This is a genomic window from Klebsiella sp. GG_Kp175 (assembly GCF_040062325.1).
GTDB classification, from domain to species: domain Bacteria; phylum Pseudomonadota; class Gammaproteobacteria; order Enterobacterales; family Enterobacteriaceae; genus Klebsiella; species Klebsiella quasipneumoniae.
This window is the reverse complement of the sequence record NZ_JBEAFX010000019.1, coordinates 1-22,144: the sequence shown is the minus strand read 5'-3', so window position 1 is coordinate 22,144 and position 22,144 is coordinate 1. Positions and strand designations below refer to the sequence as shown.

Sequence of the window (22,144 nt, the reverse complement as noted above, 5' to 3'; positions counted from 1 at the left end):
CGTCAGGCATAAAAAACGCGCCAGCAGGCGCGTTTTTATCATCCGGACAGCGAGATTAACGCTTGATGTCGGACTGGAAGTCGCGTTTGGCGTAGCCGGTGTACAGCTGACGCGGACGGGCGATCTTCATGCCGTCGCTGTGCATTTCGTTCCAGTGCGCAATCCAGCCCACGGTACGCGCCATGGCGAAGATAACGGTAAACATGGAGGACGGAATACCCATCGCTTTCAGGATGATACCGGAGTAGAAGTCGACGTTCGGGTAGAGCTTCTTCTCGATGAAGTACGGGTCGTTCAGCGCGATATGCTCCAGCTCCATGGCCACCTGCAGCAGGTCGTCTTTGGTGCCCAGCTCTTTCAGCACTTCATGGCAGGTTTCACGCATCACGGTGGCGCGCGGGTCGTAGTTTTTGTAAACACGATGGCCGAAGCCCATCAGGCGGAAAGAGTCATTCTTGTCTTTCGCACGACGAACAAATTCCGGAATGTGTTCAACGGAGCTGATCTCTTCCAGCATTTTCAGCGCCGCTTCGTTGGCGCCGCCGTGCGCCGGTCCCCACAGAGAGGCGATGCCGGCTGCGATACAGGCGAACGGGTTAGCGCCGGAAGAGCCCGCGGTACGTACCGTCGAGGTCGAGGCGTTCTGCTCGTGATCGGCGTGCAGGATCAGAATACGGTCCATGGCGCGCTCGAGCACCGGATTGACTTCGTACTCTTCGCACGGCGTGGCGAACATCATGCGCAGGAAGTTGCCGGCGTAGGAGAGGTCGTTGCGCGGATAAACAAACGGCTGGCCGATAGAATACTTGTAACACATAGCTGCCATGGTCGGCATTTTGGACAGCAGGCGATAGGCGGCGATTTCACGGTGACGCGGGTTATTCACGTCGAGGGAGTCGTGATAGAACGCCGCCAGGGCGCCGGTGATCCCGCACATAACGGCCATCGGGTGAGAATCGCGACGGAACGCATGGAACAGACGGGTGATCTGCTCATGGATCATGGTGTGACGGGTCACGGTGGTTTTGAATTCGTCATATTCGGCCTGGGTTGGTTTTTCACCGTTCAGCAGAATGTAACAAACTTCAAGATAGTTTGATTCGGTCGCTAACTGGTCGATCGGGAAGCCGCGGTGCAGCAGGATCCCCTCGTCACCATCGATAAACGTAATTTTAGATTCACAGGAAGCGGTAGATGTGAAACCTGGGTCAAAGGTAAATACGCCTTTTGAACCAAGACTACGAATATCAATAACATCCTGACCGAGCGTGCCTTTTAGCACATCCAGTTCAATAGCAGTGTCACCACCCAGGGTGATTTTTGCTTTAGCATCAGACATTTATGGTCTCCTTAGCGCCTTTATTGCTTAAGACTGCCGGGTGGTGGATTTGCTTTCGGCCCGCGCCCGTATACGTTACCAGTTTGTTATGTTGCACACAGCTCTGCGTCAGCGAAAAGGGCAGGGTACAGAGCAACGGCGCTTGATGGCACGTTCTTCAGGGCTGCGGTGAAACAACAGCAAATCAGCGTTTTAGCAGTCCGAATATTAAAACCTGTATACCACTAATAACTGTCCTGATTACATCGGTCAATACTGACACACTGTTACATAACTTATTCTCAGGTGAAAGAGTGACCCCATAACTTTTGAGCATTATTGCATTTAACTGGTAATGGTTGTAACAAGAATGTTTAATATTTGTCAAATCAGGTGATTAAAAATTAAAAAAATGTTGTTATCGTGACCTTGATCACTGTTCCGGAGAAAACCCAACAAACTATATGTAGGTTAATTGTAATGATTTTGTGAACGGCCTATACTGCGGCCAGGTCTCCGGAACACCCTGCAATCCCGAGCCACCCAGCGTTGTTTAGTGATGTTTTAATGCCTGAAAAGACGTTTTAACATGACTTCTGGTTATAGAAAGGACGCTGTCTGACCCGCAAGCAGACCGGAGGAAGGAAACAATAAGAACAGCATGTGGGCGTTATTCATGGTAAGAAATGTGAAAAAACAAAGACCTGTCAATCTGGATCTACAAACGATACGGTTCCCAATCACGGCGATAGCGTCCATTCTCCATCGCGTTTCCGGTGTCATCACCTTCGTGGCGGTCGGAATTCTGCTTTGGCTGCTGGGCACCAGCCTCTCCTCCCCTGAAGGTTTTCTGACGGCGGCCTCGATCATGGATAGCTTCTTTGTGAAGTTCATCATGTGGGGCATTCTCACCGCGCTGGCCTATCACGTCGTTGTCGGTATCCGCCATCTGATGATGGACTTTGGTTACCTGGACGAAACCCTCGAAGCAGGGAAACGTTCCGCCAAGATTTCTTTTGTTATTACTGTCGTGCTTTCACTTCTCGCAGGAGTCCTCGTATGGTAAGCAACGCCTCAGCACTGGGACGCAACGGCGTACATGACTTTATTCTGGTCCGTGCTACCGCCATCGTTCTGACCCTCTACATCATCTACATGGTTGGCTTCTTCGCTACCACCGGTGAGATCTCATGGGAAGTGTGGACCGGATTCTTTGCCTCCGGCTTCACTAAAGTCTTCACTCTGCTGGCTCTCGTTTCCATTCTTATCCATGCCTGGATCGGGATGTGGCAGGTGTTAACGGACTACGTTAAACCACTGGCTCTGCGCCTGGTTCTGCAGCTGGCTATCGTTGTGGCGCTGGTGGCTTACGTTCTTTATGGATTTGTTGTGGTGTGGGGTGTGTAATGAAATTGCCAGTCAGAGAGTTTGATGCTGTTGTCATCGGTGCCGGCGGCGCAGGTATGCGCGCGGCGCTGCAAATTTCCCAGAGCGGACAGACCTGTGCGCTGCTCTCTAAAGTCTTCCCGACCCGTTCCCATACCGTGTCAGCGCAGGGGGGTATCACCGTCGCGCTCGGTAACTCCCATGAAGATAACTGGGAATGGCATATGTACGACACCGTAAAAGGGTCGGACTATATCGGTGACCAGGACGCCATCGAATATATGTGTAAGACCGGCCCGGAAGCGATTCTCGAGCTGGAGCACATGGGCCTGCCGTTCTCCCGTCTTGACGACGGCCGTATTTATCAGCGCCCGTTCGGCGGCCAGTCGAAGAACTTCGGCGGCGAGCAGGCGGCGCGCACCGCGGCGGCGGCTGACCGTACCGGCCACGCCCTGCTGCACACCCTGTACCAGCAGAACCTCAAAAACCACACCACTATTTTCTCCGAATGGTATGCCCTCGATCTGGTGAAAAACCAGGACGGCGCGGTGGTGGGTTGTACTGCCCTGTGCATCGAGACCGGCGAAGTGGTCTACTTTAAAGCCCGCGCCACCGTGCTGGCGACCGGCGGCGCAGGCCGTATCTATCAGTCCACCACCAACGCCCACATCAACACCGGTGACGGCGTCGGGATGGCCATTCGTGCCGGCGTGCCGGTGCAGGATATGGAAATGTGGCAGTTCCACCCGACCGGCATCGCCGGGGCAGGGGTTCTGGTCACCGAAGGTTGCCGCGGCGAAGGCGGTTATCTGCTCAATAAACACGGCGAACGCTTTATGGAGCGTTATGCCCCGAACGCCAAAGACCTGGCGGGTCGTGACGTGGTGGCGCGTTCCATCATGATCGAAATCCGCGAAGGTCGCGGCTGCGATGGCCCGTGGGGCCCGCACGCGAAATTGAAGCTGGACCACCTGGGTAAAGAGGTTCTGGAATCTCGTCTGCCGGGTATCCTCGAGCTGTCCCGTACCTTTGCTCACGTCGATCCGGTGAAAGAGCCGATCCCGGTTATCCCAACCTGCCACTACATGATGGGCGGTATTCCGACCAAAGTGACCGGCCAGGCGCTGACCGTCAATGAGAAGGGCGAAGACGTGGTGATCCCGGGCCTGTTCGCGGTAGGCGAAATCGCCTGCGTATCGGTCCACGGCGCTAACCGTCTTGGCGGCAACTCGCTGCTCGACCTGGTGGTCTTCGGCCGCGCGGCGGGCCTGCATCTGCAGGAATCCATCGCCGAGCAGGGCACGCTGCGCGACGCCAGCGAATCCGATATCGAAGGCTCGCTGGACCGCCTCAACCGCTGGAACAACACCCGTTCCGGTGAAGATCCGGTGGCGATCCGCAAAGCGCTGCAGGAATGTATGCAGCATAACTTCTCGGTGTTCCGCGAAGGCGATGCGATGCACAAAGGTCTGGAACAGCTGAAAGTGATCCGCGAGCGCCTGAAAAACGCCCGTCTCGACGATACCTCCAGCGAGTTCAACACCCAGCGCGTTGAGTGCCTGGAGCTGGATAACCTGATGGAAACCGCGTACGCGACCGCCGTATCCGCTAACTTCCGTACCGAGAGCCGTGGCGCCCACAGCCGCTTCGACTTCCCGGATCGTGATGATGAAAACTGGCTGTGCCATTCCCTGTATCTGCCAGAGTCGGAATCCATGACGCGTCGTAGCGTCAACATGGAACCGAAACTGCGTCCGGCATTCCCGCCGAAGATTCGTACTTACTAATGCGGAGACAGGAAAATGAAACTCGAGTTTTCAATTTATCGCTATAACCCGGATGTTGATGACGCTCCGCACATGCAGGATTACACCCTCGAAGCGGAAGAAGGTCGTGACATGATGCTGCTGGATGCGCTGATCCAGCTGAAAGAAAAAGATCCGTCGCTGTCGTTCCGCCGCTCCTGCCGTGAAGGGGTTTGTGGTTCCGATGGCCTGAATATGAACGGGAAAAACGGTCTGGCGTGCATCACGCCGATCTCCGCGCTGAATCAGCCGGGCAAGAAGATTGTTATCCGTCCGCTGCCAGGATTACCGGTTATCCGTGATTTGGTGGTGGACATGGGGCAATTCTATGCACAATATGAGAAGATTAAGCCTTACTTGTTGAATAATGGGCAAAATCCTCCGGCTCGCGAGCATCTGCAGATGCCTGAGCAGCGTGAGAAACTCGATGGGCTGTACGAGTGTATTCTCTGCGCATGTTGTTCGACCTCGTGCCCGTCGTTCTGGTGGAACCCGGATAAGTTCATCGGCCCGGCTGGCCTGTTGGCCGCGTATCGCTTCCTGATCGACAGTCGCGATACCGAAACCAGCGAGCGTCTGGACGGCCTGAGCGATGCTTTCAGCGTATTCCGCTGTCACAGCATTATGAACTGCGTCAGTGTGTGTCCGAAGGGGCTGAACCCGACGCGCGCCATCGGCCATATTAAGTCGATGCTGCTGCAGCGCAGCGCGTAAGAAACCCGGTGTGTCCCGGATGGCGCTACCGCTTATCCGGGCTACCAAAAGCAGTAACCCCGGTAGCGTTTGTGCTACCGGGAAATGAATACCCTAAATAATTCGAGTTACAGGACAACGTACATGTAACTTGAAGTATGAAGGGATAGCAGGAAATCTTTAAAAACCGCCACAAGATGTACCAGTAATCAAGGCGTTCAGTGCGAGGTAAGGCGGCAACTGAACGCATCCCCGGGAGCATAGCGAACTATGTGACCGGGGTAAGTGAAGGCAGCTAACGCAACCGCAGCCTGAACGCCGAAGATTAATGGCAGTTTTTAAAGGTTCCTTAGCGGATAGAAACCACAACTCGTCCGCAACAAGTGAACCCCGGCACGTGCACTCGGTGTGCGTGGTAGTTTCTACGGCGAAATAAGCATATGAATGCTTAAGGGATCACGATGCAGAACGGCGCAATGAAAGCCTGGCTGGACTCTTCTTACCTCTCTGGTTCGAACCAGAGCTGGATAGAACAGCTCTATGAAGACTTCTTAACCGATCCTGACTCTGTTGACGCCAACTGGCGTTCAATGTTCCAGCAGTTACCTGGCACCGGAGTTAAACCGGATCAATTTCATTCCAAAACGCGTGATTATTTCCGTCGACTGGCGAAGGATGCCTCACGTTACACTTCTTCGATTTCCGACCCAGACACCAATGTGAAGCAGGTTAAAGTCCTGCAGCTCATCAACGCATACCGTTTCCGTGGCCACCAGCATGCGAATCTCGATCCGCTGGGGCTGTGGAAGCAAGAGAGAGTGGCGGATCTCGATCCGGCCTACCACGATCTGACCGAGGCCGATTTCCAGGAAAGCTATAACGTAGGTTCATTTGCCATCGGTAAAGACACGATGAAGCTGGGCGAGTTGATTGCCGCCCTCAAGCAAACCTACTGCGGCTCCATCGGCGCGGAATACATGCATATCACCTCTACCGAAGAAAAACGCTGGATCCAGCAGCGCATTGAATCGGTAGCTGGCAAAGCGAGCTTTACCGCGGAAGAGAAAAAACGCTTCCTCAGCGAACTGACCGCCGCGGAAGGCCTGGAGCGCTACCTCGGCGCCAAATTCCCGGGGGCGAAGCGCTTCTCGCTGGAGGGTGGCGATGCCCTGATCCCGATGCTCAAAGAGATGATCCGCCATGCGGGCAAGAGCGGCACCCGCGAAGTGGTGCTGGGCATGGCGCACCGCGGTCGTCTCAACGTGCTGGTCAACGTGCTGGGTAAAAAACCGCAGGATCTGTTCGACGAGTTCGCCGGCAAACATAAAGAACATCTCGGTACCGGCGATGTGAAGTACCACATGGGCTTCTCATCCGATATGGAAACCGAAGGCGGTCTGGTGCACCTGGCGCTGGCGTTTAACCCGTCGCACCTCGAGATCGTCAGCCCGGTGGTTATCGGTTCCGTACGCGCCCGTCTGGATCGTCTGGACGAGCCGAGCAGCAACAAGGTTCTGCCGATCACTATCCACGGCGACGCCGCCGTCACCGGTCAGGGCGTGGTTCAGGAAACCCTGAACATGTCGAAAGCCCGCGGTTACGAAGTGGGCGGTACCGTGCGCATCGTTATCAACAACCAGGTGGGCTTCACGACCTCTAACCCGCTGGATGCGCGTTCGACCCCGTACTGCACCGACATCGGTAAAATGGTGCAGGCGCCGATTTTCCACGTCAATGCCGACGATCCGGAAGCGGTCGCGTTCGTCACTCGTCTGGCGCTGGATTTCCGCAATACCTTCAAACGCGATGTTTTCATCGATCTGGTGTGCTACCGCCGTCACGGCCATAACGAAGCCGATGAGCCGAGCGCAACTCAGCCGCTGATGTATCAGAAGATCAAAAAGCACCCGACCCCGCGCAAAATCTATGCTGACAAGCTGGAGCAGGAGAAGGTGGCGACTCTGGAAGACGCGACCGAGCAGGTTAACCTCTACCGCGATGCGCTGGATGCCGGCGAATGCGTGGTGCAGGAATGGCGTCCGATGAACATGCACTCCTTTACCTGGTCGCCGTACCTCAATCATGAGTGGGACGAGAGCTATCCGGATAAAGTGGAGCCGAAGCGTCTGCAGGAGCTGGCGAAACGCATCAGCACGGTGCCGGAAGGTATCGAAATGCAGTCCCGCGTAGCGAAAATTTACGCCGACCGCCAGGCGATGGCGGCAGGTGAGAAGCTGTTCGACTGGGGCGGCGCCGAAAACCTGGCCTACGCCACGCTGGTTGACGAAGGTATTCCGGTGCGTCTGTCCGGGGAAGACTCCGGTCGCGGCACCTTCTTCCATCGTCATGCGGTGATCCATAACCAGACCAATGGTTCAACTTACACCCCGCTGCAGCATGTCCATAACGGTCAGGGCCAGTTCCGCGTTTGGGACTCGGTGCTGTCTGAAGAAGCCGTACTGGCGTTTGAATATGGTTACGCCACCGCTGAGCCGCGCACCCTGACCATCTGGGAAGCGCAGTTTGGCGACTTCGCCAACGGCGCTCAGGTGGTGATCGACCAGTTCATCTCCTCCGGTGAGCAGAAGTGGGGCCGGATGTGCGGCCTGGTGATGCTCCTGCCGCACGGCTATGAAGGCCAGGGTCCGGAGCACTCCTCCGCGCGTCTGGAGCGTTATCTGCAGCTGTGCGCTGAGCAGAACATGCAGGTCTGCGTACCGTCCACACCGGCGCAGGTGTACCACATGCTGCGTCGTCAGGCGCTGCGCGGTATGCGTCGTCCGCTGGTGGTGATGTCGCCGAAGTCGCTGCTGCGTCATCCGCTGGCAGTCTCCAGCATGGATGAGCTGGCGAACGGCACTTTCCTGCCGGCCATCGGTGAAATCGATCAACTTGATCCGCAGGCTGTGAAGCGCGTTGTGCTGTGCTCTGGTAAGGTTTACTACGACCTGCTGGAACAGCGCCGCAAAAACGAGCAAAAAGATGTCGCTATCGTTCGTATCGAGCAGCTCTATCCGTTCCCGCATCAGGCGGTGCAGGAAGCGCTGAAAGCGTATGCGCACGTGCATGATTTTGTCTGGTGCCAGGAAGAGCCGCTCAACCAGGGCGCATGGTACTGCAGCCAGCATCACTTCCGTGAAGTGATTCCGTTTGGGGCCTCTCTGCGTTATGCAGGCCGCCCGGCCTCCGCCTCTCCGGCGGTAGGGTATATGTCCGTTCACCAGAAACAGCAACAAGATCTGGTCAATGACGCGCTGAACGTCGATTAATTAAAGGATACACAATGAGTAGCGTAGATATTCTGGTTCCCGACCTGCCTGAGTCCGTAGCTGACGCAACCGTCGCCACCTGGCACAAAAAACCGGGCGACGCGGTCGTCCGTGACGAAGTCCTGGTCGAAATCGAAACTGACAAAGTGGTACTGGAAGTACCGGCATCAGCGGACGGCATTCTGGATGCAGTGCTGGAAGACGAGGGCGCTACCGTCCTGTCTCGCCAGATCCTTGGCCGCCTGCGCGAAGGTAACAGCGCAGGTAAAGAAAGCAGCGAAAAAGCCGATGCGAAGGCGTCCACGCCGGCGCAGCGTCAGCAGGCTTCTCTGGAAGAGCAGAACAACGACGCGCTGAGCCCGGCGATCCGTCGTCTGCTGGCTGAACACAACCTCGACGCAGCGGCCATCAAAGGCACTGGCGTCGGCGGCCGTCTGACCCGCGAAGACGTTGAGAAACATCTGGCGAAAGCCCCGGCGCCGGCAGAAGCCAAAGCGCCAGCCTCCGCCGCGGCAGTCGCGCCGGCGCCGCAGCTGGGCAATCGTTCTGAAAAACGCGTCCCGATGACCCGCCTGCGTAAACGCGTGGCCGAGCGTCTGCTGGAAGCGAAAAACTCCACCGCCATGCTGACCACGTTCAACGAAGTCAACATGAAGCCAATCATGGATCTGCGTAAGCAGTACGGTGAGGCGTTCGAAAAACGTCACGGCATCCGTCTGGGCTTTATGTCCTTCTACGTGAAAGCGGTAGTGGAAGCGCTGAAACGCTATCCGGAAGTGAACGCTTCCATCGATGGCGACGACGTGGTGTACCACAACTACTTCGACGTCAGCATGGCCGTATCCACCCCGCGCGGCCTGGTCACCCCGGTTCTGCGTGACGTCGACCTGCTGGGCATGGCGGATATCGAAAAGAATATTAAAGAGCTGGCAGTGAAAGGCCGCGACGGCAAGCTGACCGTAGATGACCTGACCGGCGGTAACTTCACCATTACCAACGGCGGCGTGTTCGGCTCCCTGATGTCCACGCCGATCATCAACCCACCGCAGAGCGCCATCCTGGGTATGCATGCCATTAAAGACCGCCCGATGGCGGTGAATGGCAAGGTAGAGATCCTGCCGATGATGTACCTGGCGCTCTCCTACGACCACCGTCTGATCGACGGACGTGAGTCGGTAGGCTTCCTGGTGGCGATTAAAGAGCTGCTGGAAGATCCGACCCGTCTGCTGCTGGACGTGTAGTCAGCAAGCGTATTACCTACCGTAGGCCGGATAACACGCGTTAGCGCCGTTATCAGGCCTACAGGTTTAAAGATAATTACACCCTGAAGGATGGACTGAACACATGAACTTACATGAATATCAGGCAAAACAACTTTTTGCCCGCTATGGCTTACCGGCGCCGGTGGGTTATGCCTGTACTACTCCGCGTGAAGCAGAAGAAGCCGCTTCAAAAATCGGCGCGGGTCCGTGGGTAGTGAAATGTCAGGTTCACGCTGGTGGCCGCGGCAAAGCGGGCGGTGTGAAAGTGGTGAAGAGCAAAGAAGAGATCCGCGCATTTGCCGAGCACTGGCTGGGCAAACATCTGGTGACCTATCAAACAGATGCGAACGGCCAGCCGGTTAACCAGATCCTGGTTGAAGCGGCGACCGATATTGACAAAGAGCTGTACCTGGGCGCGGTCGTTGACCGTAGTTCCCGTCGCGTGGTGTTCATGGCCTCTACTGAAGGCGGCGTGGAAATCGAAAAAGTGGCGGAAGAGACTCCGCACCTGATCCACAAGATCGCCATCGATCCGCTGGCGGGCCCGATGCCTTACCAGGGCCGTGAACTGGCGTTCAAACTGGGCCTGGAAGGTAAGCAGGTTCAGCAGTTCACTAAGATTTTCATGGGTCTGGCGACCATTTTCCTGGAGCGCGACCTGGCGCTGATCGAAATTAACCCGCTGGTGATCACCAAGCAGGGCGATCTGATCTGCCTGGACGGCAAACTGGGCGCTGACGGCAACGCGCTGTTCCGCCAGCCGGATCTGCGCGAAATGCGCGACCAGTCTCAGGAAGATCCGCGTGAAGCGCAGGCTGCGCAGTGGGAACTGAACTACGTCGCGCTGGACGGCAACATTGGTTGCATGGTTAACGGCGCGGGCCTGGCGATGGGTACCATGGACATCGTTAAACTGCACGGCGGCGAACCGGCTAACTTCCTCGACGTGGGCGGCGGCGCCACCAAAGAGCGCGTCACCGAAGCGTTCAAAATCATCCTCTCTGATGACAACGTGAAAGCGGTTCTGGTGAACATCTTCGGCGGTATCGTACGCTGCGACCTGATCGCTGACGGTATCATCGGTGCGGTAGCGGAAGTTGGGGTTAACGTTCCGGTGGTGGTTCGTCTGGAAGGTAACAACGCCGAACTGGGCGCGAAAAAACTGGCTGACAGCGGCCTGAATATTATTGCAGCGAAAAGTCTGACGGACGCAGCACAGCAGGTTGTTGCCGCAGTGGAGGGGAAATAATGTCAGTTTTAATTAATAAAGATACCAAGGTTATCTGCCAGGGCTTCACCGGTAGCCAGGGGACCTTCCACTCTGAACAAGCGATCGCTTACGGTACGCAAATGGTTGGCGGCGTGACGCCAGGCAAAGGCGGCACCACGCACCTGGGCCTGCCGGTGTTCAACACCGTGCGCGAAGCCGTTGAAGCGACCGGCGCTACCGCGACCGTGATCTACGTTCCGGCGCCGTTCTGCAAAGATTCCATTCTGGAAGCGATTGACGCGGGCATTAAGCTTATCATCACCATCACCGAAGGTATCCCGACCCTGGATATGCTGACCGTGAAAGTGAAACTGGACGAAGCGGGCGTGCGCATGATCGGCCCGAACTGCCCAGGCGTTATCACCCCGGGCGAATGCAAAATCGGCATCATGCCGGGTCACATTCACAAGCCGGGTAAAGTGGGCATCGTTTCCCGTTCCGGTACCCTGACCTATGAAGCGGTTAAGCAGACCACCGACTACGGCTTCGGCCAGTCTACCTGCGTCGGTATCGGCGGCGACCCGATCCCGGGCTCTAACTTCATCGATATCCTGAAGCTGTTCCAGGAAGACCCGCAGACCGAAGCTATCGTCATGATCGGTGAGATCGGCGGCAGCGCGGAAGAAGAAGCGGCTGCCTACATCAAAGAGCACGTGACCAAGCCGGTTGTCGGCTACATCGCGGGCGTGACCGCGCCGAAAGGCAAGCGTATGGGCCATGCGGGCGCCATCATCGCTGGCGGTAAAGGTACTGCTGATGAGAAATTCGCAGCCCTGGAAGCAGCCGGTGTGAAAACCGTTCGCAGCCTGGCCGATATCGGCGAAGCGCTGAAAGCGATCATCAAGTAAACCCTCTCTGCTTGTCCGCAAGCAGAAATCTGTCCGATTTCGACATGGTTGGCCACCGTCAGGTGGCCTTTTTTTTGGCCGTTATCCGCTTCTCCCGAAAGCCGCTGAGCCAGCAAACCCCGCGTTTGGCGAAAACCTTATCTATCATATTGATTTTAAGAATTATTTCATAAATATTCTCGACGTGCGGTTGTCGGAAAGGAAAATATGCCCTGGCCGTACCGGAGGGAAGCAAAACAGACACTAAAAAAAAGAGTGGGGAGGGGATAAGAAAACAGGAAAAAATACTGTGAGCGGTCTAGCATTAATCGGATCGGCTCTTTTTTTCTTTTTTTTCCTGCGGCGTTAAATAATATTACCTATGATTCTCATCTCTCCCTTTTTAGTAACCAATCAAAGTATACTTTAAACACAGTATTAACATTAAGTTTACCAATATTCTTTATTGGGCTACATAATTAACACGTAGAGTAAAAATTGATTTATATCAATACTTAATGCTTGGAAAAATCCTTCAAAAAACGTTAAATTGTCTCAAGTCAAATTGGCCTAAACTGGCCATCTTCGCTATATATTGATCACCGTCGAAAAATGTAAAACTGGAACAATAAAAACATATTTATTGTAAGGTTATTGCGGCGTAATATATTGGGGAATCAATTGGGTTTTTCGTTAACGTATTTGTAACCTTGTCCTGGCGTGGTTTCACTTTCGATTGAAACCCGCTCCGGGCGGGCGACAAATAAAAATTTGTATTGGGGCATGCGTATGAGCCAGAGCTTCTCGGTTCATTTTCGGAGTCTTCATGCGATGAGCAAGGAGTCATGATGTTAGATATAGTCGAACTGTCGCGCTTACAGTTTGCCTTGACCGCGATGTACCACTTCCTGTTTGTGCCACTGACGCTCGGTATGGCGTTCCTGCTGGCCATTATGGAAACGGTCTACGTCCTTTCCGGCAAACAGATTTATAAAGATATGACCAAATTCTGGGGCAAGTTGTTTGGTATCAACTTCGCGCTGGGTGTGGCGACCGGTCTGACCATGGAGTTCCAGTTCGGGACTAACTGGTCGTATTACTCACACTACGTGGGGGATATCTTCGGTGCGCCGCTGGCCATTGAAGGTCTGATGGCCTTCTTCCTCGAATCCACCTTTGTAGGTCTGTTCTTCTTCGGTTGGGATCGTCTGGGTAAAGTTCAGCACATGGCCGTCACCTGGCTGGTCGCACTGGGCTCCAACCTCTCCGCGCTGTGGATCCTCGTCGCAAACGGCTGGATGCAGAACCCTATCGCATCGGACTTCAACTTTGAAACCATGCGTATGGAGATGGTTAGCTTCTCCGAACTGGTGCTCAACCCGGTTGCTCAGGTGAAATTCGTTCACACCGTGGCGTCTGGCTATGTCACCGGTGCGATGTTCATCCTGGCTATCAGCTCCTGGTACATGCTGAAAGGCCGTGACTTTGCCTTTGCTAAGCGCTCCTTTGCCATCGCAGCCAGCTTCGGTATGGCAGCGATCCTCTCCGTTATTGTGCTGGGTGACGAATCTGGTTACGAAATGGGCGACGTGCAGAAAACCAAACTGGCGGCTATCGAAGCAGAGTGGGAAACCCAGCCTGCGCCGGCGGCCTTTACCCTGTTTGGTATTCCCGATCAGAATGCGCAAACCAACCACTTCGCCATCCAGATCCCTTACGCGCTGGGCATCATTGCCACCCGCTCGGTGGATAAGCCGGTTATCGGTCTGAAGGATCTGATGGTTCAGCACGAAGAGCGTATCCGTAACGGCATGAAGGCCTATGCGCTGCTGGAGCAACTGCGCGCCGGTTCCACCGACCAGGCCGTTCGCGACCAGTTCAATAACGTGAAGAAAGATCTTGGCTATGGTCTGCTGCTGAAACGCTATACCTCGAACGTCGCTGACGCCACGGAAGAGCAGATCGCCAAAGCGACCAAAGACTCTATTCCAAGCGTCGCACCGCTGTACTTCGCCTTCCGTATCATGGTGGCGTGCGGCATCCTGATGCTGTTGATTATCGGCGCCTCCTTCTGGAGCGTGATCCGTAACCGTATCGGCGAGAAAAAATGGCTGCTGCGCGCCGCGTTCTATGGCTTGCCGCTGCCATGGATTGCCGTGGAGTCGGGCTGGTTTGTTGCCGAATACGGCCGTCAGCCGTGGGCGATTGGTGAAGTCCTGCCGACGGCGGTGGCCAACTCGTCGCTGACCGCGGGCGATCTGATCTTCTCTATGTTGCTGATCTGCGGCCTGTACACGCTGTTCCTGGTGGCTGAACTGTTCCTGATGTTCAAGTTTGCCCGCAAAGGACCTAGCAGCCTGAAAACCGGCCGCTATCACTTTGAACAGTCCTCTGCGGCTATTCAGTCGGCACGCTAAGACAGGAGTCGTCAAATGATCGATTATGAAGTATTGCGTTTTATCTGGTGGCTGCTGATTGGCATCCTGCTGATTGGCTTCGCCGTCGCCGACGGGTTCGACATGGGGGTGGGCATGCTCACCCGCTTCCTCGGCCGTAACGACACCGAGCGTCGGATTATGATCAACGCCATCGCCCCGCACTGGGACGGTAACCAGGTGTGGCTGATCACCGCCGGCGGCGCGCTGTTCGCTGCCTGGCCGATGGTCTACGCCGCGGCGTTCTCCGGTTTCTATGTGGCGATGATTCTGGTGCTGGCCTCGTTGTTCTTCCGTCCGGTCGGTTTCGACTACCGTTCCAAGATCGAGGACACCCGCTGGCGCAACATGTGGGACTGGGGCATCTTCATCGGCAGCTTCGTGCCGCCGCTGGTGATTGGCGTGGCCTTCGGCAACCTGCTGCAGGGCGTGCCGTTCCATGTCGACGAATACCTGCGTCTCTTCTATACCGGTAATTTCTTCCAGCTGCTGAACCCGTTTGGTCTGCTGGCCGGTATCGTCAGCGTGGCGATGATCCTGACCCAGGGCGCGACCTACCTGCAGATGCGTACCGTAGGCGAACTGCACCTGCGCACCCGCACCGTCTCCACGGTGGCGGCGCTGGTGACGCTGGTCTGCTTCGCGCTGGCGGGCGTGTGGGTCTACTACGGTATCGACGGCTATGTGGTGAAATCGGTGATTGACCATACCGGCCCGTCTAATCCGCTGACCAAAGAAGTGGTGCGTGAAGCTGGTGCGTGGATGGTGAACTTTAACAATATGCCAGCGCTGTGGGCGATCCCTGCCCTGGGCGTGGTGCTGCCGCTGCTGACCGTCGTTTCGACCAAAGCGGATAAAGGCGCCTGGGCATTCCTGTTCTCCTCGCTGACCCTGGCCTGCATCATTCTGACTGCCGGTATCGCGATGTTCCCGTTCATCATGCCGTCCAGCACCATGCTGAACGCCAGCCTGACGATGTGGGACGCGACCTCCAGCCAGCGGACGCTGAATCTGATGACCTACGTGGCGATTGTCTTCGTGCCGATCATTCTGGGCTACACCAGCTGGTGTTACTGGAAAATGTTTGGCCGCATCACGCGCGAAGACATCGAAAAGAACACCCACTCGCTGTACTAAGGTAAGGAGCTATATATGTGGTACTTCGCATGGATTTTGGGAACGCTTCTTGCCTGTGCCTTTGGGGTGATTACCGCGCTGGCGCTTGAGCACGTGGAAGCCACCAAAGCCGGGAAGAAAGAAGAAATCTGATGAAATTTATCGCTACTCTGTACGCGATAATGGACAAGCGCCCGCTCCGGGCGCTTTCCTTATTGATGGCGCTGCTGCTGGCAGGCTGCATCTTCTGGGATCCGTCGCGCTTTGCCGCGAAGACCAGCGAGCTGGAAATCTGGCATGGTTTCTTGCTGATGTGGGCAGTTTGCAGCGGCGTTATTCACGGCGTGGGCTTCCGCCCGCGTGCCGTTCACTGGCAGGGGATTTTTTGTCCGCTTATCGCTGATATCGTGCTCGCTTTAGGTCTCTTCTTTTTCTTCTTTTGAATAAGAGATCTCTGTTAATGCTATGGGCTTGCATAAGCCCATAAAAATTTACGCCCCGTTTACTTTCCCCCATTCCAAACCACCTTTCCCGCGCGTATAGTAGCGAAGTTTGAAAGCTCTAACCTTTTTTTGCATTACCGGGATGTAAAGTGAATACAACGCTGTTTCGATGGCCGGTTCGGGTCTACTACGAAGATACCGACGCCGGTGGTGTGGTTTACCACGCCAGTTACGTCGCTTTTTATGAAAGAGCACGCACAGAGATGCTGCGCCACCATCACTTTAGTCAACAGGTTCTGTTGGCTGAACGCGTTGCCTTCGTGGTTCGCAAAATGACGCTGGAGTATTTTGCCCCCGCCAGGCTCGACGACATGCTCGAAGTCCAGACGGAAATTACCTCGATGCGCGGCACCTCTTTGGTTTTCACGCAGCGAATCGTCAACGCCGAGAATACAGTGTTAAACGAAGCTGAGGTTCTCATTGTGTGCGTTGATCCACTCTTAATGAAGCCACGTGCGCTTCCCAAGTCTATTGTCGCGGAGTTTAAGCAGTGACTGACATGAATATCCTTGATTTGTTCCTGAAGGCGAGCCTTCTGGTTAAACTTATCATGTTGATTTTGATTGGTTTTTCTATCGCTTCCTGGGCTATCATTATTCAGAGAACGCGTATCCTTAACTCGGCCGCGCGCGAAGCTGAAGCGTTCGAGGACAAATTCTGGTCCGGGATTGAACTGTCCCGTTTGTATCAGGAAAGCCAGGGGCGTCGCGATAATCTGACCGGTTCGGAGCAGATCTTCTACAGCGGCTTCAAAGAGTTTGCGCGCTTGCATCGGGCCAACAGCCATGCGCCGGAGGCGATCGTCGAAGGGGCATCGCGCGCGATGCGTATTTCGATGAACCGCGAGCTGGAAACGCTGGAGACCCATATTCCGTTCCTCGGCACCGTAGGCTCCATCAGCCCGTATATCGGTCTGTTCGGTACCGTTTGGGGGATCATGCACGCCTTTATCGCTCTTGGCGCGGTGAAGCAGGCCACCCTGCAGATGGTGGCGCCGGGTATCGCCGAAGCGCTGATCGCCACTGCGATCGGTCTGTTCGCTGCTATCCCGGCGGTCATGGCGTATAACCGCCTGAACCAGCGCGTGAACAAGCTTGAACTGAATTACGACAACTTTATGGAAGAGTTCACCGCCATTCTGCACCGTCAGGCTTTTACCACCAGCGAAAGCAATAAGGGGTAAGCCATGGCCAGAGCACGTGGACGCGGACGTCGCGAACTGAAGTCCGAGATCAACATCGTTCCGCTGCTGGATGTCCTGCTGGTGCTGTTGCTGATCTTTATGGCAACGGCGCCGATCATTACGCAGAGCGTGGAAGTCGATCTGCCGGACGCCACGGAATCGCAAGCGGTGAAAAGCAATGACGATCCGCCGGTGATTGTGGAAGTCTCCGGGGTAGGGCAGTACAGCGTGAAAGTGGGGCAGGAGACGCTGTCCCAGCTGCCGCCGGAGCAGGTGATTGCCGAAGCGAAGCGTCGTCTTGAAGCCAATGAGAAAACGGTATTCCTGATCGGCGGTGCGAAAGACGTCCCTTACGATGAAATTATTAAAGCGCTGAACCTGTTGCATAGTGCAGGGGTTAAATCGGTCGGCTTGATGACCAAACCTATTTAATCGCTTCAGGTAGGTGCGTCCGCGCGGCGTTCGGCGGCGAGTATCGCTCGCCGTCGGTGCGCATCGCGGGTACAGGCGAACAGTTTTTGGGAACCGATAGTGTCAAAGGCAACCGAACAAAACGACAAGCTTAAACGAGCGATCATCATTTCAGTCGCGCTGCACATCATACTGATCGCGCTGCTGATCTGGAGTTCGTTTGACGAGCATCTGGATGCCTCTGCCGGCGGCGGCGGGGGATCGTCGATTGATGCCGTCATGGTCGATCCGGGGGCGGTGGTAAATAACTATAACCGTCAGCAACAGCAGCAGGCCAGCGCACGTCGCGCCGCTGAACAGCGTGAAAAACAGGCGCAGCAGCAGGCGGAAGAGTTACGTGAGAAACAGGCGGCGGAACAGGAACGGCTGAAACAGCTCGAACAGGAGCGGCTGCAGGCGCAGGAAGCGGCGAAAGAAGCGAAGGAGCAGCAGAAGCAGGCTGAAGAAGCGGCTGCCAAGGCCGCCGCGGCGGCAAAAGCCAAAGCGGACGCACAGGCAAAAGAAGCGCAGGAAGCCGCTGCCAAAGCGGCCGCCGAGGCGAAAGCGAAGGCGGATGCCCAGGCGAAAGCGGCAGAACAGGCGGCGGCCAAGGCGGCTGCTGACGCGAAGAAGCAGGCCGAAGCCGCTGCAGCGAAAGCCGCTGCCGAGGCGAAGAAACAGGCGGAAGCCGAAGCGGCGAAAGCCGCGGCAGAGGCGCAGAAGAAAGCAGAAGCGGCAGCGGCGAAGAAAGCGCAACAGGAAGCGGAGAAGAAGGCCCAGCAGGAAGCGGCTAAACAGGCAGCGGCTGAAAAAGCGGCTGCAGAAAAAGCCGCCGAAAAAGCAGCTGAGAAAGCGGCCGCGCAAAAAGCGGCCGCGGAGAAGGCCGCCGCCGAGAAAGCCGCCGCAGCTGAAAAAGCAGCGGCAGCCAAAGCGGCAGCTGCTGAGAAGGCGGCGGCTGATAAAGCGGCCAAAGCGGCAGCAGCAAAAGCCGCGGCAGCGAAGAAAGCGGCTGCAGCGAAAGAAGCGGACGGCGTTGACGACCTGCTCGGCGATCTGAGCTCTGGTAAGAATGCGCCGAAAGGTAGCACCAGCGGTAGCACAGGTGGCTCTTCACCTGCTAAAGGAAGTAAACCGGGGCAGGGCGGTGCATCTCAGGCGGAGATTGCCAGCTATATTTCGCAGGTGCAGGCCGCGATTAAAGGACATCTCTATGACTGGGATACGTACAAGGGTAAAGTATGTACGTTGCGCGTAAACCTGGCTCAGGATGGAACGTTGTTGAGTGTGAAATCGGAAGGCGGCGATACGGCTTTCTGCCAGCAAATGCTGGCGGCTACCAGTCGGATGAGCAAATTCCCTAAACCGCCGTCGCAGGCTGTTTATGAAACGTTCAAAAATGCGCCACTGGACTTCAAACCTTAAGCGCTTTTTCTCCCCGCGTTAGCGGGGGGAAAGAAAATAGGGCGGTCATGGGTTTTGGTAGTTTTGTGTATTTGAGTTTGTTAACATTCTGCTAAATTATCGTGGGCTTTCCGCCCGGATAAGGGAGATATGATGAAGCAGGCATTACGAGTAGCATTTGGTTTTTTAATGCTGTGGGCGGCGGTGCTGCACGCAGAAGTACGTATCGAGATCACCCAGGGGGTGGACTCGGCGCGCCCCATCGGCGTGGTACCGTTCCAGTGGGCCGGCCAGGGCGCTGCGCCGGAAGATGTTGGCGGTATCGTGGCAGCTGACCTGCGCAACAGCGGTAAATTCAACCCGCTGGATCGCTCGCGTCTGCCGCAGCAGCCGACCAGTCCCCAGGAAGTGCAGCCTGCAGCCTGGTCTGCGCTGGGTATTGACGCCGTGGTCGTCGGTCAGGTGACGTCAAACCCGGATGGTTCTTATCAGGTCGCGTATCAGCTGGTGGATACCGGCGGTGCGCCGGGCACAACGCTGGCGCAAGGCTCTTTCAAAGTCACTAAGCAGTACCTGCGCTATGCAGCGCACACTGCCAGCGATGCGGTATTTGAAAAGCTGACTGGTATTAAAGGCGCCTTCCGTACCCGTATCGCCTACGTGGTGCAGACCAACGGCGGTCAGTTCCCGTATGAGCTGCGTGTCTCCGATTATGATGGCTACAACCAGTTCGTGGTTCACCGCTCCTCCCAGCCGCTGATGTCCCCGGCCTGGTCTCCGGACGGTTCAAAACTGGCTTACGTAACCTTCGAAAGCGGTCGTTCTGCGCTGGTGGTGCAGACCCTGGCGAACGGCGCAGTGCGTCAGATTGCCTCCTTCCCGCAGCACAACGGCGCGCCGGCGTTCTCGCCGGATGGCTCTAAACTGGCTTTCGCGCTGTCGAAAACCGGTAGCCTGAACCTGTACGTGATGGATCTGGGCTCGGGTCAGATTCGTCAGGTGACCAACGGTCGCAGCAACAACACCGAACCAAGCTGGTTCCCGGACAGCCAGAACCTGGCCTTCACCTCTGATCAGGCAGGTCGTCCGCAGGTGTATAAAGTCAATATTAATGGCGGCACGCCGCAGCGTATCACCTGGGAAGGTTCGCAGAACCAGGACGCTGACGTGAGCGCGGATGGTAAAACGATGGTAATGGTCAGCTCGGCCGGCGGCCAGCAGCACATTGCCAAACAAGATCTGGAAGCGGGTGGTGTACAGGTTCTGTCATCAACGTTTTTAGACGAAACGCCAAGTCTGGCACCTAACGGCACTATGGTAATCTACAGCTCTTCTCAGGGGATGGGATCCGTGCTGAATCTGGTTTCTACAGATGGGCGTTTCAAAGCGCGTCTTCCGGCAACTGATGGACAGGTAAAATCACCTGCCTGGTCGCCGTATCTGTGATAATAAATAATTGATTATTAAAGGAATCAAAGAAATGCAACTGAACAAAGTGCTGAAAGGGCTGATGATCGCTCTGCCGGTTATGGCAATCGCGGCATGTTCTTCTAACAAGAACGCCAGCAACGACCAGAGCGGTGAAGGCATGCTGGGTGCCGGCACTGGTATGGACGCTAACGGTAACGGCGGCAACATGTCTTCTGAAGAGCAAGCTCGTCTGCAGATGCAGCAGCTGCAGCAGAACAACATCGTTTACTTCGATCTGGACAAGTACGATATCCGTTCTGACTTCGCTGCCATGCTGGACGCGCACGCTAACTTCCTGCGCAGCAACCCGTCCTACAAAGTGACTGTAGAAGGTCACGCGGATGAGCGCGGTACGCCGGAATACAACATCGCGCTGGGTGAGCGTCGTGCTAACGCCGTTAAGATGTATCTGCAGGGCAAAGGTGTTTCTGCCGATCAGATCTCCATCGTTTCTTACGGTAAAGAAAAACCAGCAGTACTGGGTCATGACGAAGCGGCATATGCCAAAAACCGTCGCGCCGTACTGGTTTACTAAGAGAATTGCATGAGCAGTAACTTCAGACATCATTTATTGAGTCTGTCGTTACTGGTTGGCATAGCGGCCCCCTGGGCCGCTTTTGCTCAGGCGCCAATCAGTAGTGTCGGCTCAGGCTCGGTCGAAGACCGTGTCACTCAACTTGAGCGTATTTCCAATGCTCACAGCCAGCTTTTAACCCAACTCCAGCAACAACTCTCTGATAACCAGACTGACATTGATTCTCTCCGTGGTCAGATCCAGGAGAACCAGTATCAGCTGAATCAGATCGTTGAGCGTCAAAAGCAGATTCTGCTGCAGATTGACGGGCTGACGAGCGGGGGTGGCGCAGCAGCGGCTGGCGCCCAGACGTCGTCTTCCGGCGATCAGAGCGCGGCTGCTACCAGCGCAGCGCCAGCGGCCTCTTCAGGCGCTCCGGCGATGACCGGCGATGCGAACACCGATTACAATGCGGCCATTGCCCTGGTGAAGGATGCTTCACGCCAGGATGACGCCATGGCGGCGTTCCAGAACTTCGTTAAAAAGTACCCGGATTCGACTTATCAGCCGAACGCCAACTATTGGCTCGGACAGTTGAACTACAATAAGGGGAAAAAAGACGATGCGGCGTTTTACTTCGCCTCGGTGGTGAAGAACTACCCGAAATCGCCAAAAGCGCCAGACGCCATGTTTAAGGTCGGCGTGATCATGCAGGACAAAGGTGATACCGCGAAAGCGAAAGCGGTTTACCAGCAGGTGATCAACAAATTCCCCGGCACCGACGGTGCGAAACAAGCGCAAAAACGACTTAATGCCCTTGGTTGATTACGGCATGACCAGAAATCGCATCATTTCTGGTCTTGTCGCCTGAATCGCCAGCAGTTAAGTGATCTTTATCGAAATTTTAGTTGCGCTGAATTCTGAAATCAGTAATATATGCCGCCGTTGCCAAGGGATATCAAACAAGCCCAAAGCGACGCCAGAGTGGGTCGTTAGCTCAGTTGGTAGAGCAGTTGACTTTTAATCAATTGGTCGCAGGTTCGAATCCTGCACGACCCACCAATCGTTCTGGTGGAACGCGATAGTAAAACGTGAAGGATAACGTTGCGACAGCAACGGCCCATAGGGCGAGGCAAAGCCGAGTCATCCTGCACGACCCACCAATTAGCAGTATCCAGCGTAGTATCGGGTGATTAGCTCAGCTGGGAGAGCACCTCCCTTACAAGGAGGGGGTCGGCGGTT

20 protein-coding genes and 1 tRNA gene are annotated in these 22,144 nt (G+C 55.6%); 20 read left to right on the top strand and 1 reads right to left on the bottom strand.

Going from position 1 to position 22,144, the window contains the following annotated elements; translation table 11 throughout:
- Nucleotides 1-55: 55 nt before the first annotated feature.
- Entirely contained in the window at nt 56-1,339 is a 1,284-nt protein-coding gene (gltA, locus tag ABLU73_RS21435) for a citrate synthase (protein WP_004885983.1), read from the bottom strand.
- Between the two features lie 640 nt (nt 1,340-1,979).
- Here gltA and sdhC point away from each other — a divergent pair.
- The 20 genes from sdhC to ABLU73_RS21335 all read left to right on the top strand — a co-directional run bounded on the left by sdhC (nt 1,980) and on the right by ABLU73_RS21335 (nt 21,964).
- Nucleotides 1,980-2,384, top strand: a complete 405-nt coding sequence (gene sdhC / locus ABLU73_RS21430; RefSeq protein WP_004142216.1) for a succinate dehydrogenase cytochrome b556 subunit — start codon at nt 1,980-1,982, stop codon at nt 2,382-2,384.
- Nucleotides 2,378-2,725, top strand: coding sequence for a succinate dehydrogenase membrane anchor subunit (sdhD, locus tag ABLU73_RS21425; protein WP_002894949.1), 348 nt, complete (start codon nt 2,378-2,380; stop codon nt 2,723-2,725). The genes sdhC and sdhD overlap by 7 nt, the downstream gene beginning before the upstream one ends.
- Entirely contained in the window at nt 2,725-4,491 is a 1,767-nt protein-coding gene (gene sdhA / locus ABLU73_RS21420; RefSeq protein WP_004179067.1) for a succinate dehydrogenase flavoprotein subunit, read from the top strand. The genes sdhD and sdhA overlap by 1 nt, the downstream gene beginning before the upstream one ends.
- Nucleotides 4,492-4,506: 15 nt before the next feature.
- Nucleotides 4,507-5,223 (top strand): succinate dehydrogenase iron-sulfur subunit SdhB, encoded by a 717-nt coding sequence (gene sdhB, locus ABLU73_RS21415; protein ID WP_002894954.1) that lies wholly within the window; start codon nt 4,507-4,509, stop codon nt 5,221-5,223.
- 440 nt (nt 5,224-5,663) lie between these two features.
- The gene (gene sucA, locus ABLU73_RS21410; RefSeq protein WP_004147623.1) at nt 5,664-8,471 is read left to right on the top strand and encodes a 2-oxoglutarate dehydrogenase E1 component; all 2,808 of its coding nucleotides are present in this window, start codon (nt 5,664-5,666) and stop codon (nt 8,469-8,471) included.
- 14 nt (nt 8,472-8,485) lie between these two features.
- Complete coding sequence (gene odhB, locus ABLU73_RS21405; protein WP_004885986.1) at nt 8,486-9,712, top strand: 2-oxoglutarate dehydrogenase complex dihydrolipoyllysine-residue succinyltransferase; 1,227 nt, start codon at nt 8,486-8,488, stop codon at nt 9,710-9,712.
- Nucleotides 9,713-9,815: 103 nt separating this feature from the next.
- Nucleotides 9,816-10,982 (top strand): ADP-forming succinate--CoA ligase subunit beta, encoded by a 1,167-nt coding sequence (sucC, locus tag ABLU73_RS21400; RefSeq protein ID WP_348850433.1) that lies wholly within the window; start codon nt 9,816-9,818, stop codon nt 10,980-10,982.
- Entirely contained in the window at nt 10,982-11,851 is an 870-nt protein-coding gene (sucD, locus tag ABLU73_RS21395; protein ID WP_004885990.1) for a succinate--CoA ligase subunit alpha, read from the top strand. Before sucC ends, sucD begins: the two co-directional genes overlap by 1 nt.
- Nucleotides 11,852-12,678: 827 nt before the next feature.
- Nucleotides 12,679-14,247, top strand: coding sequence for a cytochrome ubiquinol oxidase subunit I (gene cydA / locus ABLU73_RS21390; RefSeq protein WP_264923485.1), 1,569 nt, complete (start codon nt 12,679-12,681; stop codon nt 14,245-14,247).
- A gap of 15 nt (nt 14,248-14,262) precedes the next feature.
- A complete protein-coding gene (cydB, locus tag ABLU73_RS21385; RefSeq protein ID WP_004885993.1) occupies nt 14,263-15,402 on the top strand; it encodes a cytochrome d ubiquinol oxidase subunit II in 1,140 nt (379 codons plus the stop codon).
- Nucleotides 15,403-15,417: 15 nt separating this feature from the next.
- Nucleotides 15,418-15,534 carry a cytochrome bd-I oxidase subunit CydX gene (gene cydX / locus ABLU73_RS21380; protein WP_002895051.1) on the top strand — a complete coding sequence of 39 codons (117 nt, stop codon included), beginning with the start codon at nt 15,418-15,420 and terminating at the stop codon, nt 15,532-15,534.
- Nucleotides 15,534-15,824, top strand: coding sequence for a cyd operon protein YbgE (ybgE, locus tag ABLU73_RS21375; protein WP_002895053.1), 291 nt, complete (start codon nt 15,534-15,536; stop codon nt 15,822-15,824). The genes cydX and ybgE overlap by 1 nt, the downstream gene beginning before the upstream one ends.
- 149 nt (nt 15,825-15,973) lie before the next feature.
- Nucleotides 15,974-16,378, top strand: coding sequence for a tol-pal system-associated acyl-CoA thioesterase (gene ybgC / locus ABLU73_RS21370; RefSeq protein WP_002895056.1), 405 nt, complete (start codon nt 15,974-15,976; stop codon nt 16,376-16,378).
- On the top strand, nt 16,375-17,067 hold the full coding sequence (tolQ, locus tag ABLU73_RS21365) for a Tol-Pal system protein TolQ (RefSeq protein ID WP_004152221.1): 693 nt from the start codon (nt 16,375-16,377) through the stop codon (nt 17,065-17,067). Before ybgC ends, tolQ begins: the two co-directional genes overlap by 4 nt.
- A gap of 3 nt (nt 17,068-17,070) precedes the next feature.
- Complete coding sequence (gene tolR / locus ABLU73_RS21360; protein ID WP_002895061.1) at nt 17,071-17,499, top strand: colicin uptake protein TolR; 429 nt, start codon at nt 17,071-17,073, stop codon at nt 17,497-17,499.
- A gap of 99 nt (nt 17,500-17,598) precedes the next feature.
- Nucleotides 17,599-18,939 (top strand): cell envelope integrity protein TolA, encoded by a 1,341-nt coding sequence (tolA, locus tag ABLU73_RS21355; RefSeq protein WP_264923469.1) that lies wholly within the window; start codon nt 17,599-17,601, stop codon nt 18,937-18,939.
- Nucleotides 18,940-19,071: 132 nt separating this feature from the next.
- Complete coding sequence (gene tolB, locus ABLU73_RS21350) at nt 19,072-20,364, top strand: Tol-Pal system beta propeller repeat protein TolB (protein WP_004885999.1); 1,293 nt, start codon at nt 19,072-19,074, stop codon at nt 20,362-20,364.
- Between the two features lie 34 nt (nt 20,365-20,398).
- Nucleotides 20,399-20,923: a peptidoglycan-associated lipoprotein Pal gene (gene pal / locus ABLU73_RS21345; RefSeq protein ID WP_002895068.1), complete on the top strand. Its 525-nt coding sequence runs from the start codon at nt 20,399-20,401 to the stop codon at nt 20,921-20,923.
- Between the two features lie 9 nt (nt 20,924-20,932).
- Nucleotides 20,933-21,727 (top strand): cell division protein CpoB, encoded by a 795-nt coding sequence (gene cpoB / locus ABLU73_RS21340; protein ID WP_004886003.1) that lies wholly within the window; start codon nt 20,933-20,935, stop codon nt 21,725-21,727.
- Nucleotides 21,728-21,888: 161 nt separating this feature from the next.
- A tRNA-Lys gene (locus ABLU73_RS21335) sits at nt 21,889-21,964 on the top strand.
- The last annotated feature ends 180 nt before the right edge of the window (nt 21,965-22,144 follow it).

Excerpts from the sequence above, each read along its gene's own strand:
- sdhC (WP_004142216.1), top strand. The coding sequence starts at position 1,980 with ATGTGGGCGTTATTCATGGTAAGAAATGTGAAAAAACAAAGACCTGTC.
- pal (WP_002895068.1), top strand. The coding sequence starts at position 20,399 with ATGCAACTGAACAAAGTGCTGAAAGGGCTGATGATCGCTCTGCCGGTT.
- cydA (WP_264923485.1), top strand. The coding sequence starts at position 12,679 with ATGTTAGATATAGTCGAACTGTCGCGCTTACAGTTTGCCTTGACCGCG.
- odhB (WP_004885986.1), top strand. The coding sequence starts at position 8,486 with ATGAGTAGCGTAGATATTCTGGTTCCCGACCTGCCTGAGTCCGTAGCT.
- sucA (WP_004147623.1), top strand. The coding sequence starts at position 5,664 with ATGCAGAACGGCGCAATGAAAGCCTGGCTGGACTCTTCTTACCTCTCT.
- cydB (WP_004885993.1), top strand. The coding sequence starts at position 14,263 with ATGATCGATTATGAAGTATTGCGTTTTATCTGGTGGCTGCTGATTGGC.
- ybgE (WP_002895053.1), top strand. The coding sequence starts at position 15,534 with ATGAAATTTATCGCTACTCTGTACGCGATAATGGACAAGCGCCCGCTC.
- sdhB (WP_002894954.1), top strand. The coding sequence starts at position 4,507 with ATGAAACTCGAGTTTTCAATTTATCGCTATAACCCGGATGTTGATGAC.
- gltA (WP_004885983.1), bottom strand. The coding sequence starts at position 1,339 with ATGTCTGATGCTAAAGCAAAAATCACCCTGGGTGGTGACACTGCTATT.
- tolR (WP_002895061.1), top strand. The coding sequence starts at position 17,071 with ATGGCCAGAGCACGTGGACGCGGACGTCGCGAACTGAAGTCCGAGATC.
- cydX (WP_002895051.1), top strand. The coding sequence starts at position 15,418 with ATGTGGTACTTCGCATGGATTTTGGGAACGCTTCTTGCCTGTGCCTTT.
- tolB (WP_004885999.1), top strand. The coding sequence starts at position 19,072 with ATGAAGCAGGCATTACGAGTAGCATTTGGTTTTTTAATGCTGTGGGCG.
- sdhA (WP_004179067.1), top strand. The coding sequence starts at position 2,725 with ATGAAATTGCCAGTCAGAGAGTTTGATGCTGTTGTCATCGGTGCCGGC.
- sdhD (WP_002894949.1), top strand. The coding sequence starts at position 2,378 with ATGGTAAGCAACGCCTCAGCACTGGGACGCAACGGCGTACATGACTTT.
- cpoB (WP_004886003.1), top strand. The coding sequence starts at position 20,933 with ATGAGCAGTAACTTCAGACATCATTTATTGAGTCTGTCGTTACTGGTT.
- sucD (WP_004885990.1), top strand. The coding sequence starts at position 10,982 with ATGTCAGTTTTAATTAATAAAGATACCAAGGTTATCTGCCAGGGCTTC.
- sucC (WP_348850433.1), top strand. The coding sequence starts at position 9,816 with ATGAACTTACATGAATATCAGGCAAAACAACTTTTTGCCCGCTATGGC.